The sequence below is a fragment of the Pseudohongiella nitratireducens genome, assembly GCF_001642735.1.
Classification (GTDB): domain Bacteria; phylum Pseudomonadota; class Gammaproteobacteria; order Pseudomonadales; family Pseudohongiellaceae; genus Pseudohongiella; species Pseudohongiella nitratireducens.
The window spans coordinates 101,905-121,258 of the sequence record NZ_LWHM01000006.1; the positions used below are offsets into that span (position 1 = coordinate 101,905).

General features: G+C 52.0%; 20 protein-coding genes. 16 read left to right on the forward strand and 4 right to left on the reverse strand.

From position 1 onward, the window contains the following. The first annotated feature begins 89 nt into the window (after positions 1 to 89). From PSCS_RS03445 to yjgA, 5 genes are all read left to right on the forward strand, one after another. Positions 90 to 1,664 carry an RNA polymerase factor sigma-54 gene (locus PSCS_RS03445; RefSeq protein ID WP_068810403.1) on the forward strand — a complete coding sequence of 525 codons (1,575 nt, stop codon included), beginning with the start codon at positions 90 to 92 and terminating at the stop codon, positions 1,662 to 1,664. Positions 1,665 to 1,743: 79 nt separating this feature from the next. Beyond that, complete coding sequence (gene ptsN, locus PSCS_RS03450; RefSeq protein WP_068810404.1) at positions 1,744 to 2,205, forward strand: PTS IIA-like nitrogen regulatory protein PtsN; 462 nt, start codon at positions 1,744 to 1,746, stop codon at positions 2,203 to 2,205. Beyond that, complete coding sequence (gene rapZ / locus PSCS_RS03455) at positions 2,202 to 3,083, forward strand: RNase adapter RapZ (RefSeq protein ID WP_068810405.1); 882 nt, start codon at positions 2,202 to 2,204, stop codon at positions 3,081 to 3,083. Before ptsN ends, rapZ begins: the two co-directional genes overlap by 4 nt. Next, the gene (locus PSCS_RS03460; RefSeq protein ID WP_068810406.1) at positions 3,076 to 3,342 is read left to right on the forward strand and encodes an HPr family phosphocarrier protein; all 267 of its coding nucleotides are present in this window, start codon (positions 3,076 to 3,078) and stop codon (positions 3,340 to 3,342) included. Before rapZ ends, PSCS_RS03460 begins: the two co-directional genes overlap by 8 nt. A gap of 13 nt (positions 3,343 to 3,355) precedes the next feature. Further along, on the forward strand, positions 3,356 to 3,877 hold the full coding sequence (gene yjgA, locus PSCS_RS03465; RefSeq protein ID WP_157885608.1) for a ribosome biogenesis factor YjgA: 522 nt from the start codon (positions 3,356 to 3,358) through the stop codon (positions 3,875 to 3,877). A 57-nt stretch (positions 3,878 to 3,934) separates the two neighbouring features. Here yjgA and PSCS_RS03470 read toward each other — a convergent pair whose 3' ends face one another. Then, positions 3,935 to 4,858 carry a LysR family transcriptional regulator gene (locus PSCS_RS03470; protein WP_229694658.1) on the reverse strand — a complete coding sequence of 308 codons (924 nt, stop codon included), beginning with the start codon at positions 4,856 to 4,858 and terminating at the stop codon, positions 3,935 to 3,937. A 102-nt stretch (positions 4,859 to 4,960) separates the two neighbouring features. On the opposite strand from PSCS_RS03470, the gene PSCS_RS03475 reads away from it, so the two are divergent. The 3 genes from PSCS_RS03475 (at position 4,961) to PSCS_RS03485 (ending at position 7,834) form a co-directional block, all read left to right on the forward strand. After that, on the forward strand, positions 4,961 to 5,671 hold the full coding sequence (locus PSCS_RS03475) for a histidine phosphatase family protein (RefSeq protein WP_068810408.1): 711 nt from the start codon (positions 4,961 to 4,963) through the stop codon (positions 5,669 to 5,671). 151 nt (positions 5,672 to 5,822) lie between these two features. Continuing rightward, positions 5,823 to 6,155, forward strand: a complete 333-nt coding sequence (locus PSCS_RS03480) for a DUF4212 domain-containing protein (RefSeq protein ID WP_068810409.1) — start codon at positions 5,823 to 5,825, stop codon at positions 6,153 to 6,155. Beyond that, positions 6,155 to 7,834: a sodium:solute symporter family protein gene (locus tag PSCS_RS03485; protein WP_068810509.1), complete on the forward strand. Its 1,680-nt coding sequence runs from the start codon at positions 6,155 to 6,157 to the stop codon at positions 7,832 to 7,834. The genes PSCS_RS03480 and PSCS_RS03485 overlap by 1 nt, the downstream gene beginning before the upstream one ends. A 32-nt stretch (positions 7,835 to 7,866) precedes the next feature. Here PSCS_RS03485 and apbC read toward each other — a convergent pair whose 3' ends face one another. Beyond that, a complete protein-coding gene (apbC, locus tag PSCS_RS03490) occupies positions 7,867 to 8,691 on the reverse strand; it encodes an iron-sulfur cluster carrier protein ApbC (protein ID WP_229694657.1) in 825 nt (274 codons plus the stop codon). Positions 8,692 to 8,883: 192 nt separating this feature from the next. Here apbC and PSCS_RS03495 point away from each other — a divergent pair, with 192 nt between their 5' ends. Beyond that, positions 8,884 to 9,522, forward strand: coding sequence for a hypothetical protein (locus tag PSCS_RS03495; protein ID WP_157885609.1), 639 nt, complete (start codon positions 8,884 to 8,886; stop codon positions 9,520 to 9,522). Positions 9,523 to 9,565: 43 nt separating this feature from the next. Here PSCS_RS03495 and PSCS_RS03500 read toward each other — a convergent pair whose 3' ends face one another. Then, entirely contained in the window at positions 9,566 to 10,276 is a 711-nt protein-coding gene (locus PSCS_RS03500; RefSeq protein ID WP_157885610.1) for a hypothetical protein, read from the reverse strand. A gap of 97 nt (positions 10,277 to 10,373) precedes the next feature. On the opposite strand from PSCS_RS03500, the gene PSCS_RS03505 reads away from it, so the two are divergent. Genes PSCS_RS03505 through PSCS_RS03515 form a run of 3 tightly spaced genes read left to right on the forward strand, consistent with a single transcriptional unit; the run spans position 10,374 to position 13,313 of the window. Continuing rightward, positions 10,374 to 11,693 carry a hypothetical protein gene (locus PSCS_RS03505; protein WP_068810413.1) on the forward strand — a complete coding sequence of 440 codons (1,320 nt, stop codon included), beginning with the start codon at positions 10,374 to 10,376 and terminating at the stop codon, positions 11,691 to 11,693. Positions 11,694 to 11,696: 3 nt separating this feature from the next. Next, positions 11,697 to 12,935, forward strand: coding sequence for a cystathionine gamma-synthase family protein (locus PSCS_RS03510; RefSeq protein ID WP_068810414.1), 1,239 nt, complete (start codon positions 11,697 to 11,699; stop codon positions 12,933 to 12,935). Positions 12,936 to 12,968: 33 nt separating this feature from the next. Next, complete coding sequence (locus PSCS_RS03515; protein WP_068810415.1) at positions 12,969 to 13,313, forward strand: Rieske (2Fe-2S) protein; 345 nt, start codon at positions 12,969 to 12,971, stop codon at positions 13,311 to 13,313. 18 nt (positions 13,314 to 13,331) lie between these two features. Here the strand turns inward: PSCS_RS03515 and PSCS_RS03520 are convergent, their stop codons facing one another. Next, on the reverse strand, positions 13,332 to 14,549 hold the full coding sequence (locus tag PSCS_RS03520; RefSeq protein ID WP_068810416.1) for an aminotransferase class I/II-fold pyridoxal phosphate-dependent enzyme: 1,218 nt from the start codon (positions 14,547 to 14,549) through the stop codon (positions 13,332 to 13,334). Positions 14,550 to 14,836: 287 nt separating this feature from the next. On the opposite strand from PSCS_RS03520, the gene dksA reads away from it, so the two are divergent. The 4 genes from dksA to PSCS_RS03535 are packed head-to-tail and all read left to right on the forward strand — an operon-like array spanning position 14,837 to position 19,348. Beyond that, entirely contained in the window at positions 14,837 to 15,289 is a 453-nt protein-coding gene (gene dksA, locus PSCS_RS03525) for an RNA polymerase-binding protein DksA (RefSeq protein WP_068810417.1), read from the forward strand. 21 nt (positions 15,290 to 15,310) lie between these two features. Continuing rightward, entirely contained in the window at positions 15,311 to 16,222 is a 912-nt protein-coding gene (gluQRS, locus tag PSCS_RS03530; protein ID WP_068810418.1) for a tRNA glutamyl-Q(34) synthetase GluQRS, read from the forward strand. A gap of 5 nt (positions 16,223 to 16,227) precedes the next feature. Further along, on the forward strand, positions 16,228 to 16,404 hold the full coding sequence (locus tag PSCS_RS15820) for a hypothetical protein (protein WP_157885611.1): 177 nt from the start codon (positions 16,228 to 16,230) through the stop codon (positions 16,402 to 16,404). Then, complete coding sequence (locus PSCS_RS03535) at positions 16,394 to 19,348, forward strand: ATP-binding protein (protein ID WP_068810419.1); 2,955 nt, start codon at positions 16,394 to 16,396, stop codon at positions 19,346 to 19,348. The genes PSCS_RS15820 and PSCS_RS03535 overlap by 11 nt, the downstream gene beginning before the upstream one ends. Positions 19,349 to 19,354: the final 6 nt, after the last annotated feature.

The following is a 19,354-nucleotide window of genomic DNA, read 5'->3' on the forward strand; positions in this document are numbered from 1 at the left end:
TTCCCTCAATGAACGGCATGATGTTTGCTTGCAAAAATGACGCTAATTCTGCTTGAGCCTGCAGCAACACTCTAGAATGCAGTAACACTATGAAAGTATCCCTACAGCTAAAACTTGGGCAACAGCTCACGATGACACCGCAATTGCAGCAGGCGATTCGTTTGCTGCAACTGTCGACGCTGGATCTTCAAAACGAGATTCACGAAGCACTCGAAACCAATCCCATGCTGGAAGTTGATGAAAACTTTGACGGCGATGACAGCCAGCACAGCGCAGAAAGTAACAGCGACGAGCGCAGTAACGACAACTCCGCGAATGAGTCACGCGAGACGGAACAAACGCGTTCAGCAGAGAACGACAATGCCACTGCCATGCATGAAGACAGCGGCAGCAACAGTGATTACAGCAGCAACGACAGCGATCCGGAAAACAGCTGGGATGACAACAACATACCTGAGCAACTTTCCGTCGACACCAGTTGGGATGATATTTACCAGAGCACTTATTCCACTGGCATGCCTGCCGATAGCGACAATGATTTTGAATCCCAGGACTCAGCGATCGAATCACTGCAGGACCACCTGAGCTGGCAACTGAACCTGACCCCCATGTCAGATACTGACCGGGTCATCGGGATGTCGATCATTGATGCCATTGATGCCAATGGCAAACTTTCCATTAGTGCAGAATCTATTTTTGAAGGTCTACAGAATGATTTTGAAGAGCTGGAGCTTGATGAAGTCCTTGCTGTCCTGCACCGTATTCAGCAGTTTGACCCGCTTGGCGTCGCCTACCGGGATCTCAGCGAATGCTTATTGATCCAGCTTAACCATATTCCTGCGGAATTGCAGACTGATGCCATTGTGCATGCGCGCATGATTGTCAAAGACCACCTGCAGGCATTAGGCGGCAGAGATTACACCCAGATCATGCGCCAAACCCGACTGAAAGAACCGCAGTTACGGGATGCCATTGCTGTGATAGAAAGGCTGAACCCAAGGCCGGGCTCAGAAATAGCACCTTCAACCGCCAGCTACGTAATCCCGGATGTGGTGGTTCTCAAAGACAAACGCAGTGGCCGCTGGCGTGTTGAACTGAACCCGGAAACAGCCCCCAAACTGCGTATCAACCCTGATTATGCGGCATTGGTAAAACGCTCGGATAATTCCACGGAAAACAACTACCTGAAAGATAATCTGCAGGAAGCCCGCTGGTTTATCAAAAGTCTGCAAAGCCGCAATGAAACACTGCTCAAAGTGGCCAGTCGCATCGTGGAACACCAACAGGAATTCCTCGAGCACGGCGAAGAAGCCATGAAACCATTGGTCCTACACGATATCGCCGAAGCCGTGGAGATGCACGAATCGACAATTTCTCGTGTGACAACTCAAAAATACATGCACACTCCGCGTGGCATCTTTGAACTGAAGTATTTCTTCTCGAGCCATGTCAGTATGGCTGGCGGAGGTGAGTGTTCTTCAACGGCGATTCGTGCATTCATCAAAAAGCTGGTGGCAGCGGAAAATCCGCGCAAACCGCTTAGCGACAGCAAAATCGCTGCCTTACTGGCAGAGCAGGAAATCAAGGTGGCCCGACGAACCATTGCAAAATATCGCGAGTCGCTGCATATACCACCCTCAAACGAAAGAAAGAAACTGGTCTAGCGACAATATGCTCCGCGTGTGATTGTCAGTCATCTGACAAGTCACTAGAATATTGATCGCACGACTACAGGAATATTCCATGCAACTCAACTCGATACTTACGCCGGAGCGCACGTTTTGCAAACTGCCTGGCGTCAGCAAAAAACGATTCCTCACCACGATCAGTGAGCATATCGCCGCATTCACGCCATCATTAACACCGGATGCCATCTATACGGCATTATTGGCCAGAGAGCAGCTCGGCAGTACCGGTATTGGCAACGGCATTGCCATTCCTCATTGCCGGGTAGGTACCTGTGACCGGATTACCGGCGCACTGGTTACCCTGGACCAAGGTATTGATTTTGATGCGGTTGACTCACAACAGGTTGACCTGTTGTTTGTCCTGATCGTTCCTGCCGAAGAGACGGATGAACACTTACGTGTTCTCAGTGAGCTTGCGCACCTCTTCCATAATGACAGCTATTGTCACAAACTCAGGGCGCAGACCAGCAATGAAGCGCTTTTCGATACGGCAATAGCACTTAGCGATCAAACGTGAAACTACTCATTATCAGCGGGCGATCCGGCTCCGGAAAAAGCACTGCCCTCAACATGCTTGAGGACCATGGCTATTATTGCATCGACAATCTGCCTGCCAGCCTGCTGCCTGCTTTTATCAAGCGTATCAGCTCAGGTGACCTGGATGTATCAAGAATTGCGGTCAGCATAGATGCCAGAAACATCCCGGATGATTTGCGTAAAGTCCCGGCGATTGTCCATGAACTGCGCTCATCAGAGTTGGATGCGGAAGTTGTTTACCTGGATGCCAGTGATGCGACACTGATTCGCCGCTTCAGCGCCAGCCGCCGACGGCACCCGCTAACCACTGAAACAATCGGTCTGCGCGAAGCAATCAATCGTGAGCGAGAATTACTGGAACCTATCGCCGTGCTTGCCGGGCTGTCCACCGACACCAGCCACATGTCTGTCCACCAGTTACGGGAACTGATTCGGGCCAGACTGATAAACAGAACGTCATCGTCACTGTCTGTGATGTTTGAGTCTTTTGGCTTCAAGAATGGCGTGCCGGTGGATGCGGATATTGTCTTCGATGCCCGCTGCCTGCCCAACCCTTACTGGGATGCCGAACTAAAACCGTTCACTGGCCTGGATAAACCCGTCAAGGACTTCCTGTCTGTGCAGCCAGAGGTCATCAGCATGCTTGATGACATCAAGCGTTTTCTCCAGCGCTGGTTACCGCAGTATGAGGCCAGCAATCGCAGCTATATGACCATCGCCATTGGCTGCACCGGTGGACAACATCGATCCGTGTTTTTATGCGAACAGTTACAACAGGCATTTGCCGATAAAATAATCAATTTGCAGGTCATGCACCGAGAGCTCTCCAACAAAGAAACGGTAACACATCATGATTGAAGCCAGCATCACCATCTGCAACAAGGCGGGACTGCATGCCCGCGCTGCATCGAAGCTTGTCAAAGTTGCGGGTCACTTTGACAGTAAAGTGCAGATTGGTCAGGACAAAATGGTTGATGCGCACAGCATATTATCGTTGATGATGCTCGCTGCCAGTAAAGGGACCGAGTTAAAAATCACCGTTGACGGTCATGATGAACAGGCAGCATTTGATGCCATCGTCAACCTGGTTAACAACCGTTTCGATGAAGATGAGTAAAGCAGGGAACGCCATGCCAATAGATGACAACACAGATGCATTACCCGAGAGCAAATCTGAGCGCAAACGCCAGATGACAGCACTGCAAACGCTCGGTGAAGACTTGCTGAAACTCAAACCGGCTCACTTGCAAAAAATGCCATTGTCAGACACGTTACGCGAAGCGATCTCAACCTATCACCGCCTGCCCAACCGTAATGAGGCCAAACGCCGACAGTTACAGTTCATTGGCAAAGTCATGCGTCATGAAGACCATGATGCGATAAGAGGCGAACTCGATCGCTTGTTAACGCCGGACGCCAGACAGGCAGGCAGAAGCCGGGAAATCGAACGCTGGTGCCTTCGCTTAAGCGAAGGTGACGGCGACACCATTGAATCTTTCTTATCCGCATTTCCCAATGCAGAGAGGCAGCCGTTGCGGCAGCTGGTCAGGCGCCACCAACAGCAGCTATCCAGTGAGACCGGCAGTGACGATGCCGTGAAGAAATCGCGACGCCAGCTGCTTAACTACCTTGGCGAACACATCAACACCTGATTTCCCCCTGGTTACACCCTTTAAGCTGAGCGGCTCTTTCCTCTAAGCTGAACGGCTCTATTCCCCGTCAGCAACTGGGCGGTTACCTGGAAACAGCCGCAGCAATGTTTCTCGCAACCAGCGATGAGAGGGATCACTGTCTGACTGACGATGCCAGTAAAGGTGCAAGTCCAGCGGCGGCATATCAAAGGGCAGCGGCTGTATTGACAGCTCAAACTGTTCAGCGAGAAAACGAGGGGCTGTCAGAATCAGGTCTGTTTCCCGTAACACCTCTGTTGCCACACGATAGTGCTGCACACGCAGTTGAATTTTCCTTTCCTGTTGCTGCCTTAAAAGTGCCATATCTACCTGACCGAGCCCTTTACGACGGCTGGAAACATGAATATGGGGATACTCAAGATAGCTCTCCAGCGTCAGTTGATCGCCACTCAAGGGATGATCTGGTCGGGTGGCACAGACATACTGATCACGCATGAGAGACTGGTGAGCAATCTGGGAATCCTCAATGAGGGGAACATCGATCGCAAAATCCAGCTCTCCACGCGCCAATGCTCTGACCAGTTCATGGCGTTTGGTGTAGTAGCTTTGCAAACCCAGCCCCGGAGCGTGCTTTTCAAAATACGGAAACAGTCGGGGCAGCAGCACAGCCTCTGCCAGATCCGTCATACTGAAGTGATAAGTACGTTCCGCCTGCGTGGGTACGAATTCCTCTCGCTCGAGCACACTGGCGTTCAGCATGCCTAGCGCCATGGTGACATTCTGGGCTATTCCGTCGGCAACCGGGGTGGGTAACATGCCTTTGGAAGTACGGACAAATAACTCATCATTGAAGACCCGGCGTAACCGCGACAATGCATTGCTCACTGCTGGCTGAGTGATCGCCAGGATCTTGGCAGCCTCGGTCAGATTGCGTTCCTTATAGATGGTGTCGAATACCAGGAACAGATTTAAATCCAGCTTTTTCAGAACACACCTCGACAATCAATCTTCATGATTTTTTTTACTATTATTCCTATGAATAGTAATGAATTTACAGAATAATACAAACGTATAATACGAGTGATTTCAAAATCAGGAAGGGAAATGGGACAACTGTACTTGGTCAGACACGGTCAGGCATCTTTTGGTAAAGCCAACTATGATGAACTTTCCAGGTTAGGCGAACAACAGGCGTATTGGCTGGGGGAATACTTTCAATCACTGTCACTGAATTTCGACCGGGTGGTAACCGGGACATTGCAGCGACAGCAAGATACTGCCAAACATCTTTTGCGGGGAGCCCGGCAGGATCTGCCTGTATCCACAGACCCCGGTTTCAATGAATTTGACTTCAAAACTGTTGCATCCGTTTACTGCCATGCGGCTGGCATTGAACTGCCCTCCACACGACACGGCGGTAAACTTTTCTTTCAAATGCTACGGCAAGCCATCCTGGCCTGGTCAGCCGGAGAACTTCACGCCAGTGCTGAGGATACCGCCTCGTGTTTCGCCAGACAGCAAGGGCTGGAAACCTGGCCTGACTTCAATCAACGAGTCGCAGATGCCATGAACACCATCATCGCTAACGAAGCACATGAGAACGTCCTGGTCGTCAGTTCTGGCGGGGCAATGGCACTGGCGGTTTCACAAATCCTTGGATGTGATGTGGAAAAGATGATCGATTTAAACATGCAGACACGCAACACCGGGTACCATCAGCTGTTTTTCAATCAGCGCGGATATCAGCTTTCCTCATTCAATGCCCTGCCACACCTGATGCGCGAGGACCGCCTGGCTCACCTCAGTTACACGTAGCAAGCATCGTTACACGCCGCTACCATCATCGCCCCCTGCAGACCATTAAACGCCCAGCAAGACCCGACTGTCTTTAAATATCTGTCGCTGGTAGCCAGCCGGAACTGGCCAGTGCTACTATCGAGCCAATAATAAAAATGAGGACTCGGGTATGCAGGATAAGTATGCACGTGAATACTGGCGGGCCAACATCCGCTTATTGATGATATTGCTCTCCATCTGGTTTTTCATTTCCTATCTCTGCGGCATTGTTTTAGCAGACTGGCTCGACAACATCCGTATCGGTGGTTTTAAACTGGGGTTCTGGATCGCACAACAAGGCGCCATTTACGTCTTCATTGCGCTGATTCTTGTGTATGTCAAAGCCATGGACAAGCTTGACAGCCAGTACCGCGACCACCATCCCTCATCGCCTGAACAAAGCCCTGAAGACAGTAGTAATGACGCTGGCGACGACTCTGAAATCACAGGGGGTCGTGAATGATGACTGTACAGCTTTGGACCTACCTGTTTGTTGCTCTCTCTTTTGGACTCTATATCGGCATTGCCATCTGGTCTCGGGCCGGTTCCACCAACGATTTTTATGTTGCCGGCAGCGGTGTTTCCCCGCTGGCCAATGGCATGGCCACGGCTGCTGACTGGATGTCAGCGGCCTCGTTCATCTCTATGGCAGGACTGATTTCCTTTCTTGGGAGAGACGGCTCTTTTTACCTGATGGGCTGGACCGGTGGTTATGTATTGCTGGCTTTGTTGCTTGCCCCCTACTTGCGTAAATTTGGTCAGTACACGGTACCCGACTTTATCGGTGACCGTTATTACTCCCGCAGCGCCAGGCTCGTCGCTGTGGTCTGTGCCATTACCGTCTCTTTCGTCTATGTCTGCGGACAGATGCAGGGAGCCGGGATTGTGTTCTCACGCTTCCTTGAAGTCGACATCACAACTGGTGTCTTTATCGGCATGGGTATCGTATTTTTTTACGCCGTGCTGGGCGGCATGAAAGGCATTACCTATACGCAGGTCGCACAATATTGCGTACTGATATTTGCCTACCTGGTTCCTGCTATTTTTATTTCCATGATGATGACCGGCAACCCGATTCCACAACTTGGATTTGGGTCTGAGCTGAACGCCGATTATGGCGGCGGCTATTTGCTGGACAGGCTGGACAACCTTAGCGCCGAGCTGGGGCTGGCTCCGTATACCGAAGGACAACGAAGCACCCAGGATGTCTTTTTCATCACCGCTGCGCTGATGTTTGGCACCGCTGGCCTGCCGCATGTGATTATTCGCTTCTTCACCGTGCCGGGTGTGCGAGCAGCCCGCAAATCAGCCGCATACGCCCTGATCTTTATTGCCCTTTTATATACTACGGCACCCGCAATTGCGGCCTTCGCAAAAACCAATTTGCTGACCACTGTCAGCAACACGGAATATCAGGCACTACCGGAGTGGTTTTACACCTGGGAGCAGACAGGGTTGATCCAGTTCAGTGACCTGAACGGGGACGGGGCGGTGCAATATACCGGTGATGCGTCCACCAATGAGCTCACCGTGAACCGGGATATTATGGTCCTGGCCAACCCGGAGATTGCCGGATTGCCCGACTGGGTCATTGCGCTTGTCGCCGCTGGTGCTCTGGCAGCTGCCTTGTCGACGGCTGCCGGGCTGCTGCTGGTGATTTCGACGGCAGTCTCCCATGATTTACTCAAACGCAGCCTGATGCCGGGAATTACAGAAAAACAGGAGCTGCTCTTTGCCCGCATTGCCATATTCATTGCGATCCTGATAGCAGGTTACTTCGGCATAAACCCGCCAGGCTTTGTCGCCGAAGTCGTCGCCTTTGCCTTTGGCCTGGCAGCAGCGTCTTTCTTCCCGGCCATCGTTACCGGTATCTTTTTTCAACGCATGAACCGGCAAGGCGCAATATCAGGCATGGTGGCCGGCTTCCTGTTTACTTCAGGCTATATTGCCTACTTCAAACTCATTGCCCCAGAATCCAACTCAGCCGAACACTGGTTATTCGGGATATCACCCGAAGGAATCGGTGCGCTGGGGATGTTATTGAACATGCTCGTGGCATTGATTGTTTGCAGGCTATATGCGGCACCACCGCAACACATCCGGGAGCTGGTAGACAGTATACGGACCCCCGGGGACCGCTAAGCCGGTACTACCCGACAGGGCCAAACCGATACTCAGTCATCACTGATATGCAGATTTGGCCCTTTTTGCTGGCCTGTTGACGCTAGCCGCTCAACCTGACCGACCAATGCCGCAGCAGCATCCCTGTAACAGCGTGCCGCATGACTTTCCGGCGCCGCCAACACAACAGGGGTGCCGGCATCGCCTTGATGGCGAATACTGACATCCAACGGCAAATGCCCAATCACCTCGGCCCCGTATCTGGCAGCCAGCAACTCTCCACCGCCTTCGCCAAAAATATGCGATTCATGTCCGCATTCACTGCAAACATGCAGGCTCATATTCTCGATCACACCCAATACCGGCACACTGACTTTTTCGAACATCCGTATCGCTTTTTCTGCATCCAGCAAGGCAATATCCTGCGGCGTGGTAACAATAACCGCTCCCGTCAAACGGACCTGCTGAGAAAGACTTAACTGGATATCACCGGTGCCCGGCGGCAAGTCGACAATGAGAAAGTCCAGCTCCCCCCAGCGGGTTTGTGTCAATATCTGCTGAAAAGCACCCACTATCATTGGCGCACGCCAGACCATCGCGGTATCACGATCAGCCAGGTAGCCGATAGAAGCCGTGGCCAGCCCGTGCGCCATAATAGGCTCAATTTCCTTCTTGTCGACCACAGTGGGTCGGGTGCCTTCAGGAACGCCCAGCATTGCAGGCAAACTGGGGCCATAAATATCAGCATCCAGCAAGCCCACCCGAAACCCTGACTGCTGCAAGGCAACCGCCAGATTGGTGGCGGTAGTTGATTTACCGACCCCTCCTTTCCCCGATGCTATGCAGACAATATGCGATATACCCGCCAAATGACTCAAAATACTTTCTCCCAGAATGACTTTTTGTCATTATCGCTTACAGTCAGCCTTTGTTTGAAGGACTGTCTGCTGAAGTGGCGAATCTGTCGTTTATTTCAGGTATACTGAACTCAGTTATTCGACACCATGAATATCTGATTTATGGTGTTCATCAACGACTGCAAGATTGGCATGATTATGAAAACTGCTGTCATGACATATTCGGATACAAACGCGCCTTGCGTTAACAGGCAAGCCAGCTGGAGTGCAGTATTGCTGTCCGGTCTGTTCAGCTTATGTTTATGTGCTGGCAATGTTGCAGCTGAAGAGCCCGCATCGCTGGAGGATACCGCTGACAGTTCATCTGACCCGCTGACCCAGGCTCAGCGCAGTTTTGAGCACCCGGTGAAGTATGCTATCTATTCCGCCGCCTGGTATATGAACAGCAATGCCGGCTTGCAAATTATTGCCCACAATGAGGGCGACTCTGCTTACCGGCTTGAAAAAGTGGTATTTGCGGACGAATCTGGCTCCATGTCAGATACCGAGATAGAACTTGACCTGGAAATCCCTGCTCATGGCTGGGCGGATACACAACTCCCCTATGTTGACCTGTTGAACGGCAACGAGTGTGTCAGCAACACCATGGATGAAGACTGGAAGCTGGTCGAGATTTCAAATTACACGCTGAACCCCTCAGTACGGGGACTCATCATTGAGGATACGCGCTCTTTCCGGATTTTTCAGTGTGTCCGCAGTGTGCAGTCCTACTGGCAAGATGCCGACTCACAAGATACGGTGATGCGCCAGCAATGGTTGATGTACCACTTTGAACGCCTGCCGATCTACTAGACGCCTGCCAATTCACTACTAGCCAGTCGTGCGTATGGTTCTGTCACTGAGACCGGGATTGTGCTGCGTTAATCAACTGGTTCGTTCGAGACTCAAGTTCAGATAAACGGGCCTTGTTCAGTGGCGCTATCGGCTCACCACTGGTATCTACGTTGTCATATTTCTCTTGCTCAACATTCAGCGCCCGAAGCAGGTCTTCTGCTGCCATCACCGCATCACGTAAACGTGCATTGGTCTCTTCCTGCTCAGCAATCATGGCATCATAGGAAGCAATCTGCGTCTCCAGTTCGTTAATTCTTTCTTCCTGGGCAGCGATTCGGGCTTCCTGTTCGGCACGGGCTTGTTGCCTGCGCCGACGCTCCTCTGCCTCACGCCGCGCCTGTGCCGCCTCACGCTCGGCCTGTTCTCTGGCAGCTTCTGCAGCTGCCTCCTCACGGGCCAGGCGGTCAACTTCAGCCTGCAGGACTCTTTCCCGTCTCTCAGCTTGTTGTCGAGCCTCTTCTGCCGCCATACGCTCTGCCTCAGCCTGCTCCACCTGCGCCTGCATCGTTTCAGCAGCCTGAGTTTGTGACGCGGATGGCCCAACGTCGGACTGAGTACCGGCACAGGATGCCAACACCAAGGCAGAAACCAGGGCCATACCGAACCTTGTCTGGCGAGCCGCCATGTTTTGTGCCAACCATAACCGAGGCTTGAGCATTTGATTAATCTGGCTCTTTCCCATGCTTTCTGTCACCAATTGGCGAATTTTCACCCTCATATCCCCAGTCTGACTCTATTTTTCGTCGCACATACTTTATAATTCCTGCGCATCGCTGTCGACCGTTTGGTACCCGAATATTCAACATCCTATGGCAACATACCTAACATCGAAGCGCACCCTGCTGCTGATACCACTCATCGTGCTGACAGTGCTGGTTGTCGCTATTTTTGACACTCAGCCCAGTGTCGAAAGTCTAGCACCTTTTGATACAGCAGAAATCAGGGAAATCGAACAGATCATCGCCGATAACAGTCCGGCTTATGGGCAGCAGTCGGAAAGCGACCTGAGCCTGGACTCCGACTCACTAAATCTACTCACTAATTTTGCCTTGCAACAGATACAGACGCTCAAAGGTTCAGCAATCCGCTTTACCATTGACGAAGACACAGCCAATACCCGGCTCGCCATCCCCCAGTCATTAGGCCCAGTGGATTTTTATCTGAACATCCGGGCCCGCTTCGCGCAACAGGATGGCAGAGCCCAGTTACAAAGCCTGCACTTCGGACAGTTGCCTGTGCCATTGATCGTGCAACGTTCAGTCGAAAAACTGGCAGGATTCCGTTTACAGGCAGCCAGCCCGGCAAGCCAGGAACTGGCCTCTCTGCGCACCAATATTAAAGATTACCAGTTGAGAAACGACCGGCTGTACCTGAAAGTACAATGGGAACCGGAAACCCTTGAGCAAATACGCACCTACAGCCAGCAAATGCTGGTACCCCCTGAAGGCCAGCAACGCATTGTTGAGTATGTCCGTCAAATCAATCTCATAACCTCATCTCTGGAAGGTCAGCGACGAATCTCACTGGTGACGCTGCTGCCCGAGCTGTTCGCATTTGCTGCCCAGCGCAGTCATGACGATGCAGCACAGGAAAACCGTGCCCTGCTGCAAGCAATGTCCTTGTTTGTGACTGATACACCACTAACCCAGGCCCTGTCCTCATCGGTATCGGTGGAAACACCCACCCTGCCCGCGATCAGGACCTCACTTTACCGCCGGGAAGACCTGAGCCAGCATTTCATCAACTCGGCGGCCATGGCTGCGTCTACCAACCCGGATGTTGCTGAGGTTTTGGCAAATAGCAAAGAAGTGTATGATGCGCGCTTGCGTTCTGGCTTTAGCTTTAGCGACCTGGCAGCTAACCTCGCAGGCGTTCGGCTCGGTGAGATAGCCGTGCATAACCAGGACTCAGCCTTATGGTTACAGTCCTATATGCAGACATTAACAGAAGAGTCGCAACTGTTGCCGCGACCCAGAACCGATGCGGACGGACTTAGTGAATCGGATTTTGCAGAATCGTTTATTGATCGCAACAGCCCTGTCTATCAACAGCGACTGCAAGAAATTGAAACCATGATCGACGCACTTCCTTTGTATCAGGAAGCACCAGAGAGACAGCCACAGGAATAAATCATGAGCAAGAAGCAGCCACCCGGCTTCAACACAGCAAACCTGCATGCCGACCGTCAGGGCAAGCCGGAACATGGCGTCTTGCACAAACCAATCCACACATCAGTGGCATTTGAGTATGACGATGCCCGTGAACTGGCGGCGGTATTCCAGGGCAAAAAAAGCGGATTTAATTACGGACGGCAACAGAACCCGACAGTCAATGCGCTGCAGGATAAAATCACTCAAATGGAAAATGGTGTCGCCAGTGTCGCTTTTGCCACTGGCATGGCCGCGATCGGTTCCTTGATTTTTTCATTGCTGAAGGCAGGCGACCATCTGATCTCCAGCTCTTTCCTGTTTGGCAACACCAACAGTCTGCTCAATACCTTCACGAGACTGGGCATTGAGGTTACCTTTGTTGACAGCACGGATGCCGATCAGGTTGCAGCGGCGATTCAGGAAAACACCAGACTGGTGTTCACGGAAACCATTGCCAACCCGGTCACACAAGTGGCTGACCTTGCTGGCATTGGTGCACTTTGTGCCAGCCATGGTTTGATCTATGTTGTCGACAACACCATGACATCTCCCTGGTTGTTCCGGCCAGCGACCGTCGGTGCCAACTTTGTCGTCAATTCCCTGACCAAATATATTGGCGGTCACGGCAACGCCCTGGGAGGCGTGCTGACGGATACCGGCACCTTTGACTGGGCATCTTTTGACAATATTCTGGACACCTACAAAAAAGGTGACGCCTCTTCTTGGGGGTTAACCCAGGTGCGTAAAAAAGGCCTCAGGGATTTCGGTGCCACACTGGGCCCGGAAGCGGCTCACCACCTGGCAGTCGGATCAGAAACACTGGCACTGCGTATGGACCGAGCCTGTTTTAATGCTCAGAAACTGGCAGATTTTTTTCACGAGCACCCCTCGATAGCGAAAGTCAATTACCCAGGGCTGCTCTCGCACCCGCAACACCAGCGCGCGCGTACTTTATTTCGCCACCCCGGTGCCTTGATGAGCATAGACCTGGATGCGTCCATTGATTGTTTTGATTTCCTCAACAACCTTGAACATGTTGTGTCTTCCAGCAACCTGGGAGATACACGAACGCTGGCCATCCCGGTCGCACATACTATTTTCTATGAAATGGGGCCAGAGCGCAGAGCTTCCATGGGCGTCAGCGACAACTTGATAAGGTTATCAGTCGGTATTGAGGACATAGATGATCTGCTGGCCGATTTTTCGCAGGCATTAAGCTGACAGACAGAGCTGAAAGAAAAAACAAGGAGTCATATGATTCAACTTTGCATGCTGGATGAAATTGCTGAAGGACGGGCAAAAGGGTTTGATATCGGTAACAAAAGCCTGTTCGCTGTACGCAAAGATGATCAACTGCACGTTTATTACAACTGCTGCCCACACCTGGGTACGCCGCTGGAATGGCTGGAAGATGAATTCCTGGACCCTGATGGCGTTTTTATACAGTGCGCAACGCACGGTGCTTTATTCAACGTCGAGGATGGCTTGTGCGTTCACGGCCCTTGTAAAGGGAAGTCGCTGCGTCCCATACCGTTTGAGACAGGTAATGGCATGCTCATGGTCGATGAAGCGCTGATACAGTCGCTGGGGCGTATCTGAACCCGGCCTGCAGGTTTCCTAGACCCTGATGGCCTGGAGAGCCTGGGTGATTTGTTCAACAGCGCTCTCCAATTCCTCCACCGGTCGGGTGTATGCAATACGCGCATACCGATTGGCCTGATTATCACCAAAGTCAGTCCCAGGCGTAATTGCCACACCGTACTGGTCCAGTATTCTGCCGCAAAAACGCTCACAGTCGTTATCGTAACGACTGATATCCACATAACAGTAAAAAGCGCCATCTGGTTGCCAGGCCAGTTCCAGGCCAGCAGACGGTAAGGCCTCGCGCAGAAAATCCCGACGCTGCCGAAACACCTGACGCTGAACTTCCAACTGATCAATGACATCACTGTCAAAGGCGCGCAGAGCGGCATATTGCGCCGGTGTCGATGCTGATATAAACAGGTTCTGCGCCAGAACAGTGGCTCTTTCCACCAGGTTCTCTGGCAACACCATCCAGCCAATACGCCACCCTGTCATGCCAAAATATTTCGAAAAGCTGTTGACGACCAGCGCCTCGGCATCAACCGTTAGCACACTGGGTAAATCTCCCATCCGCTGACAAGCCCCCTGAGAAACACGGAAATCAAGACCATGATAAATTTCATCCATCAGCAAGTGGCAGTTATGTTTTCGACACCAGCCGGCCAGGTCGTGCATCTCTTCTTTGGAAATGATTGCACCCGTTGGGTTAACCGGTGACGCCAACCACAAACCAGCCAGGGTTGTATTCTTGTTCGAGTGATTGCCGGTTTGCAGGTGGGCATTGAGCTGCTCAATATCGGGAGCGGCTCGTCCACTTCCCGCCATAGGTAACAACGTTGTGCTGGCACCAGCCAAAGTGACAAAATTACGATTGCAGGGGTAGGATGGATCTGGCATCAATACTTCATCGCCAGGCGATAATAATAGCTGCGACAGCAACACTAACGCCCCACTGGCGCCCGGTGTAATAATAATCCGCGACGGGTCGACCGTGACACCATGGTGCGCCGCATAAAATGCGGCGATACGTTCACGAAGCTCCGGTAAACCTGTAGCACCGGTATAGGCTGTTTGACCTGATTGCAAGGCAGCTATACCCGCCGCCCTGATTGCTTCACAGGTACCAAAATCCGGCTCACCCACTTCCAGGTGAATAACAGGCAGCCCTGCCGCTTCTCTTGCCTGGGCCCGAGCCATGACATCCATCACCCTGAAAGGGTTGACCCTTTTCGCTCGGTTCGCTATGCGCATTATTAAACTACCTTTAATTCAACAACTTAGATTTGAGAACCAAATACCAGAGCGCAACATAACATTTTTTCTAGCGTGCGCGTAAATTATCTGGTAGCTTACTGCGCTTGCCGAGACGGACACATAAATGCCAAACTCTGGCGATGCTGGCTCGGATTGACATTTGTAAGCAGGCACGCAGGATTGTGCCGCAGTTGAAGAGTCAAAATTCTGTGACAAACAAGGCATATTATTGCCGCTTTTCACAGAGTTCCGTAAACCCTGGAGGGTAAGAGGCCTGGTTAACCATGTCCAAGAAGCAAGACATTCCTGTCACTGACAGCGCATCTGTACTGAAAAATTTCACGCCTTATAAAGCCAAAAAAGGCGAAGAATATATGAACGAAGCGCAAAAGGAGCACTTCAAGCTCATTTTGCGCACCTGGCGTAACCAGTTAATGGAAGAAGTCGACCGTACGGTACACCACCTGCAGGACGACGCTGCCAATTACCCGGACCCAGCCGACAGAGCCACACAGGAAGAAGAGTTCAGCCTTGAGTTGCGTACCCGCGACAGAGAACGCAAGCTAATCAAAAAAATCGATTCCACTATCGAAAAGATTGCTCAGGATGACTACGGTTACTGCGAGTCATGTGGCATCGAAATTGGCATCCGACGACTTGAAGCACGCCCGACTGCTGATAAATGCATCGACTGCAAAACGCTAGACGAAATCCGCGAAAAGCAGTGGGGCGCCTGATAAGCGCATTCCGGCTTGGCGATGAGTGTTGATAAAACCTATACAGGTCGTTTCGCACCATCGCCCAGTGGGCCGCTGCATTTTGGTTCTTTGCTCGCAGCACTGGCCAGCTTTCTCGATGCCAGGTCCCGGCAAGGAACCTGGCTGGTTCGCATGGAAGACCTCGATCCTGCCAGAGAACCTCCTGGCACGGCTGACCTTATACTTCACACGCTCGAAGCCTTTCACTTGTACTGGGATGGCGATGTTGTCTATCAGAGCCAGCGACAGGCTGCTTACGATGAAGCAATTGCTGCACTGACCGGGCAACGCCTGTGTTTTCACTGCGCCTGCCCAAGGCAGCGTATCCGTGAGCTAAAGGGAGTTTATGACAGTCACTGCCGCACAATGAACCTGCCTGACCAGGGTAATGCATTGCGATTGCGAGTGACCGATCAATGCATCAGCTTCGAAGACGCAATCCAGGGCTCGTATCAACAAAATTTGCAACAGGCCTGCGGCGATTTTGTGATCAGGCGCCGGGATCGATTAACCGCTTATCAGCTAGCGGTTGTCGTTGATGATGCCTGGCAGGATATCACGCACGTTGTCAGAGGCGTCGACTTGCTGGACTCAACCCCAAGGCAGATTTACCTGCAATCGCAACTGGGCTTCCCAATACCGCATTATGCCCATATTCCCGTTGCCGTTAATCGCCTGGGGCAGAAACTGAGCAAACAACACTTTGCCCCGGCTTTGCCCGAAAACCAGATCAACCGCTGTTTAACAGAGGCACTGATGGCTTTGGGGCATCCGCCACCGCATGACATCGCCAATGACACTACTGATCATATCCTGACATGGGCAATTCATCACTGGGATGTGCAGAAGGTACCTAAATTGGATACTATCCCCGTTTCATCTGACTTAGCTGACCTTCAGCAAGAGGGCTGACAGCCATGTACATCCCACCATCGACATTGATGATGCTGACATTCTCGTATCTCATTTTCCTGCTCAGCATGGACTGGGCACTGGCCGTCGATGGCGCCTGGTATCGTCCCTTTGTTATATGTATCAGCGTCATAGCAGTTGCCGCATGGGCATACCGGGAGAACAATTCAGATGAACTTTGAATTAAGTACCATTTTTGCCGTTGGTGCCGGCTACCTTTGTGTACTGTTCGCTATCGCTTACATCACAGACCGTGGCTGGATTCCAGAAAAAGTGGTCCACCACCCTGTTGTCTATGTGCTTTCGTTAGGGGTATTTGCCAGCGTCTGGTCTTATTATGCATCGACTGGCAGCGCTTACCGTGACGGCTTTGGTTATCTGGCGCCCTTTATCGGCATATCGCTGGCTTTTCTGTTGTCGCCACTATTGCTGCGCCCGATTCTGAACCTGACCAAAAACTTCCAGTTAAGCTCTCTGGCTGACCTGTTGGCATTTCGCTATCGCAGTCCGTGGGCAGGCACAATCACCACCCTGGTCATGCTGATGGGCGTTATGCCGCTGCTGTCGCTACAAATCCAGGCCGTTGCCAACACCGTTCGACTGCTGGCGCCAGACTCCTCAGAAACCATCATGGCAGTGGTTTTCTGTATCATGATTACGCTGTTCTCCATATTCTTTGGTACCGGAAAAGGCTCAGGCCGGGAACGGCATGAAGGACTGGTCGTCACCATTGCTTTTGAGTCTGTGGTGAAGTTGCTGGCCTTGTTGGTCCTGGGCTTTTTTGCAGTATACAAAGGCTTTGGCGGCTTTGCCGAAATGGAAGCCTGGCTCAATACACAGCCAGAGTTACTACAGCGCCTCAAAGAACCAGCTCCACCTGGCACCTACCACGTGACGGCACTGATTTTCTTTACCGCAGCCGTGGCAACCCCGCACATGTTTTATATTATCTTCCATGAAAACAACCACCCGCGAGCACTGAACACTGCCAGCTGGGGACTGCCCTTTTACTTTCTGCTGCTGGGTCTGCCGGTGTTACCTATCTTATGGGCTGCACTCAGCATCAACAGTCAGTTTGCCATTGAGTATTTCCAGATCACACTGGGATATGACCTTGGAGCACCGGTATTTTCCTTGATTGGTTTTATTGGTGGCTTGTCAGCAGCCAGTGGCCTGATGATTGTTATCACCCTGTCGCTCTCCACCATGTGCCTGAACCACTTGATTCTGCCCATCTGGCAACCCACTGCCCGACAGGACATTTACCGCTGGCTGTTATGGAAAAGACGACTGCTGATCGCAGCACTTATCTGGGGCGGCTTTCTCTTCTATTATCTGCCTAACGACAGTCAGAATATCCGGGCTGTCAGCAACATTGGTCTGATCGGCAGCCTGCAGTTTCTGCCTGCGATAATCGCTCTGCTGTATTGGCCACGTGGTAATAAGGTCGGATTTATGTCGGGGCTGGCAGTCGGCACCAGCATCTGGCTAATATTCCTGTTCCTGCCAGTATCCAGTGGCATTGACCTGATACCGGCCTGGGACCTGAGCACACGCGAGGTGAGTGCGATCTCACTGCTGTGCAACGTACTGACCTTCATGGTCGTATCATTCCTGTCACAAAGCTCCAATGAAGAGCGTATTTCTGCTGACATCTGCTCTGTCGACAACCTCCGCCGACAACACCGTGCCCGCCTGACGGCAGGCTCTCCGGAAGAGTTCATTCGCCAGCTAACCAAACCCCTGGGGGAAAGAACAGCGACCCGCGAGGTCATGCAGGCGCTTCGCGACCTGAATATGGAAAGTAATGATCACCGCCCCAAGTCGTTACGCCTGTTGCGTGGACGTCTGGAGGCGAACCTGTCAGGACTGCTTGGCCCGGCCATTGCCCATGACCTGATCGACCGGTTTCTGCCGTATACCGCAGACAGCGAACCAGGCGCTTCAGACCTGGCAGCAATCGAAACCCGAATCGAAGCCTACCGCAGTAACCTGTCCGGTATGGCTGCCGACCTGGACAACCTGCGACGTTACCACCGGCAAATTTTGTTGGACCTGCCCCTGGGTGTCTGCTCATTAGGCCCGGATGACCAGATAATCATGTGGAACCATGCGATGGCAGACATGACCGGTACACCCAGTGATGAAGCAGCGGGACTCCATCTGTCGGAGATCGGAGAACCCTGGCACAGCATGTTATACAAATTCCGTGACAACGATGCGCCGCATCAGCACAAAGTCACCGTAAACATCAAAGGCAACAAACGCTTTATCAGCCTGCACAAAGCTGTCATTGAAAAATCGGACAGCCCAAGGGTTCGACATGATGGCGTGATCATCCTGCTTGAGGATCTGACGGACACAGAGTTACTGGAAGAAGAACTGGCTCACAGCGAGCGACTCGCATCTATCGGACGCCTCGCAGCCGGGGTCGCTCACGAAATCGGTAACCCTATCACCGGAATCGCTTGCCTGGCACAGAATATCCGCGATGAAACCAGCAACGATGAATTGCGCAATATGGCTCGGCAAATCATTGAGCAGACTGACCGCACATCACGTATTGTGCAGTCCCTGGTCAATTTCGCCCACAGCGGCTCCAACAACCGCTCCGAACAGAGAATGGAAGTGGTTCACGTAGCTGAGTGCATTGATGAAGCAATCACACTCGTCAAGCTGAACAGGAAAGGCAAACACATGCAGTTTGATGTACAGTGTGAGGCGAATGCCAGGCTGAAAGGTGATTCACAGCAACTCCTGCAGATCCTGGTCAATCTAATCAACAATGCCCGCGACGCCAGCCCGGAAGAAAGCACAATAACAATACAGTGCGAACATATCGCTGCCTCCGTACAGGTGTCTGTCAGCGATGAGGGCAGCGGTATTCCGGAAACTATCAGGGATCGGGTGTTTGAACCTTTTTTCACAACAAAGGAACCAGGCGAAGGAACAGGCCTGGGCCTTTCATTAGTGTACAGCCTGGTTGAAAACCTTAATGGACATATTGATATAATGCTGGCTTCTGAACGGAAGCAGAATCCGGGCACACGCGTTACCCTGAGCTTCCCTGCCTATGAAGCAAAGGAAGATGACAGTGTTTTACGCGACTCCCCTGAGAAGGCTTAGCCTGAG

Excerpts from the sequence above, each read along its gene's own strand:
- PSCS_RS03475 (WP_068810408.1), top strand. The coding sequence starts at position 4,961 with ATGGGACAACTGTACTTGGTCAGACACGGTCAGGCATCTTTTGGTAAA.
- PSCS_RS03515 (WP_068810415.1), top strand. The coding sequence starts at position 12,969 with ATGATTCAACTTTGCATGCTGGATGAAATTGCTGAAGGACGGGCAAAA.
- PSCS_RS03495 (WP_157885609.1), top strand. The coding sequence starts at position 8,884 with ATGACATATTCGGATACAAACGCGCCTTGCGTTAACAGGCAAGCCAGC.
- PSCS_RS03460 (WP_068810406.1), top strand. The coding sequence starts at position 3,076 with ATGATTGAAGCCAGCATCACCATCTGCAACAAGGCGGGACTGCATGCC.
- PSCS_RS03535 (WP_068810419.1), top strand. The coding sequence starts at position 16,394 with ATGAACTTTGAATTAAGTACCATTTTTGCCGTTGGTGCCGGCTACCTT.
- yjgA (WP_157885608.1), top strand. The coding sequence starts at position 3,356 with ATGCCAATAGATGACAACACAGATGCATTACCCGAGAGCAAATCTGAG.
- PSCS_RS03485 (WP_068810509.1), top strand. The coding sequence starts at position 6,155 with ATGACTGTACAGCTTTGGACCTACCTGTTTGTTGCTCTCTCTTTTGGA.
- PSCS_RS03510 (WP_068810414.1), top strand. The coding sequence starts at position 11,697 with ATGAGCAAGAAGCAGCCACCCGGCTTCAACACAGCAAACCTGCATGCC.
- dksA (WP_068810417.1), top strand. The coding sequence starts at position 14,837 with ATGTCCAAGAAGCAAGACATTCCTGTCACTGACAGCGCATCTGTACTG.
- PSCS_RS03520 (WP_068810416.1), bottom strand. The coding sequence starts at position 14,549 with ATGCGCATAGCGAACCGAGCGAAAAGGGTCAACCCTTTCAGGGTGATG.
- PSCS_RS03505 (WP_068810413.1), top strand. The coding sequence starts at position 10,374 with ATGGCAACATACCTAACATCGAAGCGCACCCTGCTGCTGATACCACTC.
- PSCS_RS15820 (WP_157885611.1), top strand. The coding sequence starts at position 16,228 with ATGTACATCCCACCATCGACATTGATGATGCTGACATTCTCGTATCTC.
- ptsN (WP_068810404.1), top strand. The coding sequence starts at position 1,744 with ATGCAACTCAACTCGATACTTACGCCGGAGCGCACGTTTTGCAAACTG.
- gluQRS (WP_068810418.1), top strand. The coding sequence starts at position 15,311 with ATGAGTGTTGATAAAACCTATACAGGTCGTTTCGCACCATCGCCCAGT.
- PSCS_RS03445 (WP_068810403.1), top strand. The coding sequence starts at position 90 with ATGAAAGTATCCCTACAGCTAAAACTTGGGCAACAGCTCACGATGACA.
- PSCS_RS03480 (WP_068810409.1), top strand. The coding sequence starts at position 5,823 with ATGCAGGATAAGTATGCACGTGAATACTGGCGGGCCAACATCCGCTTA.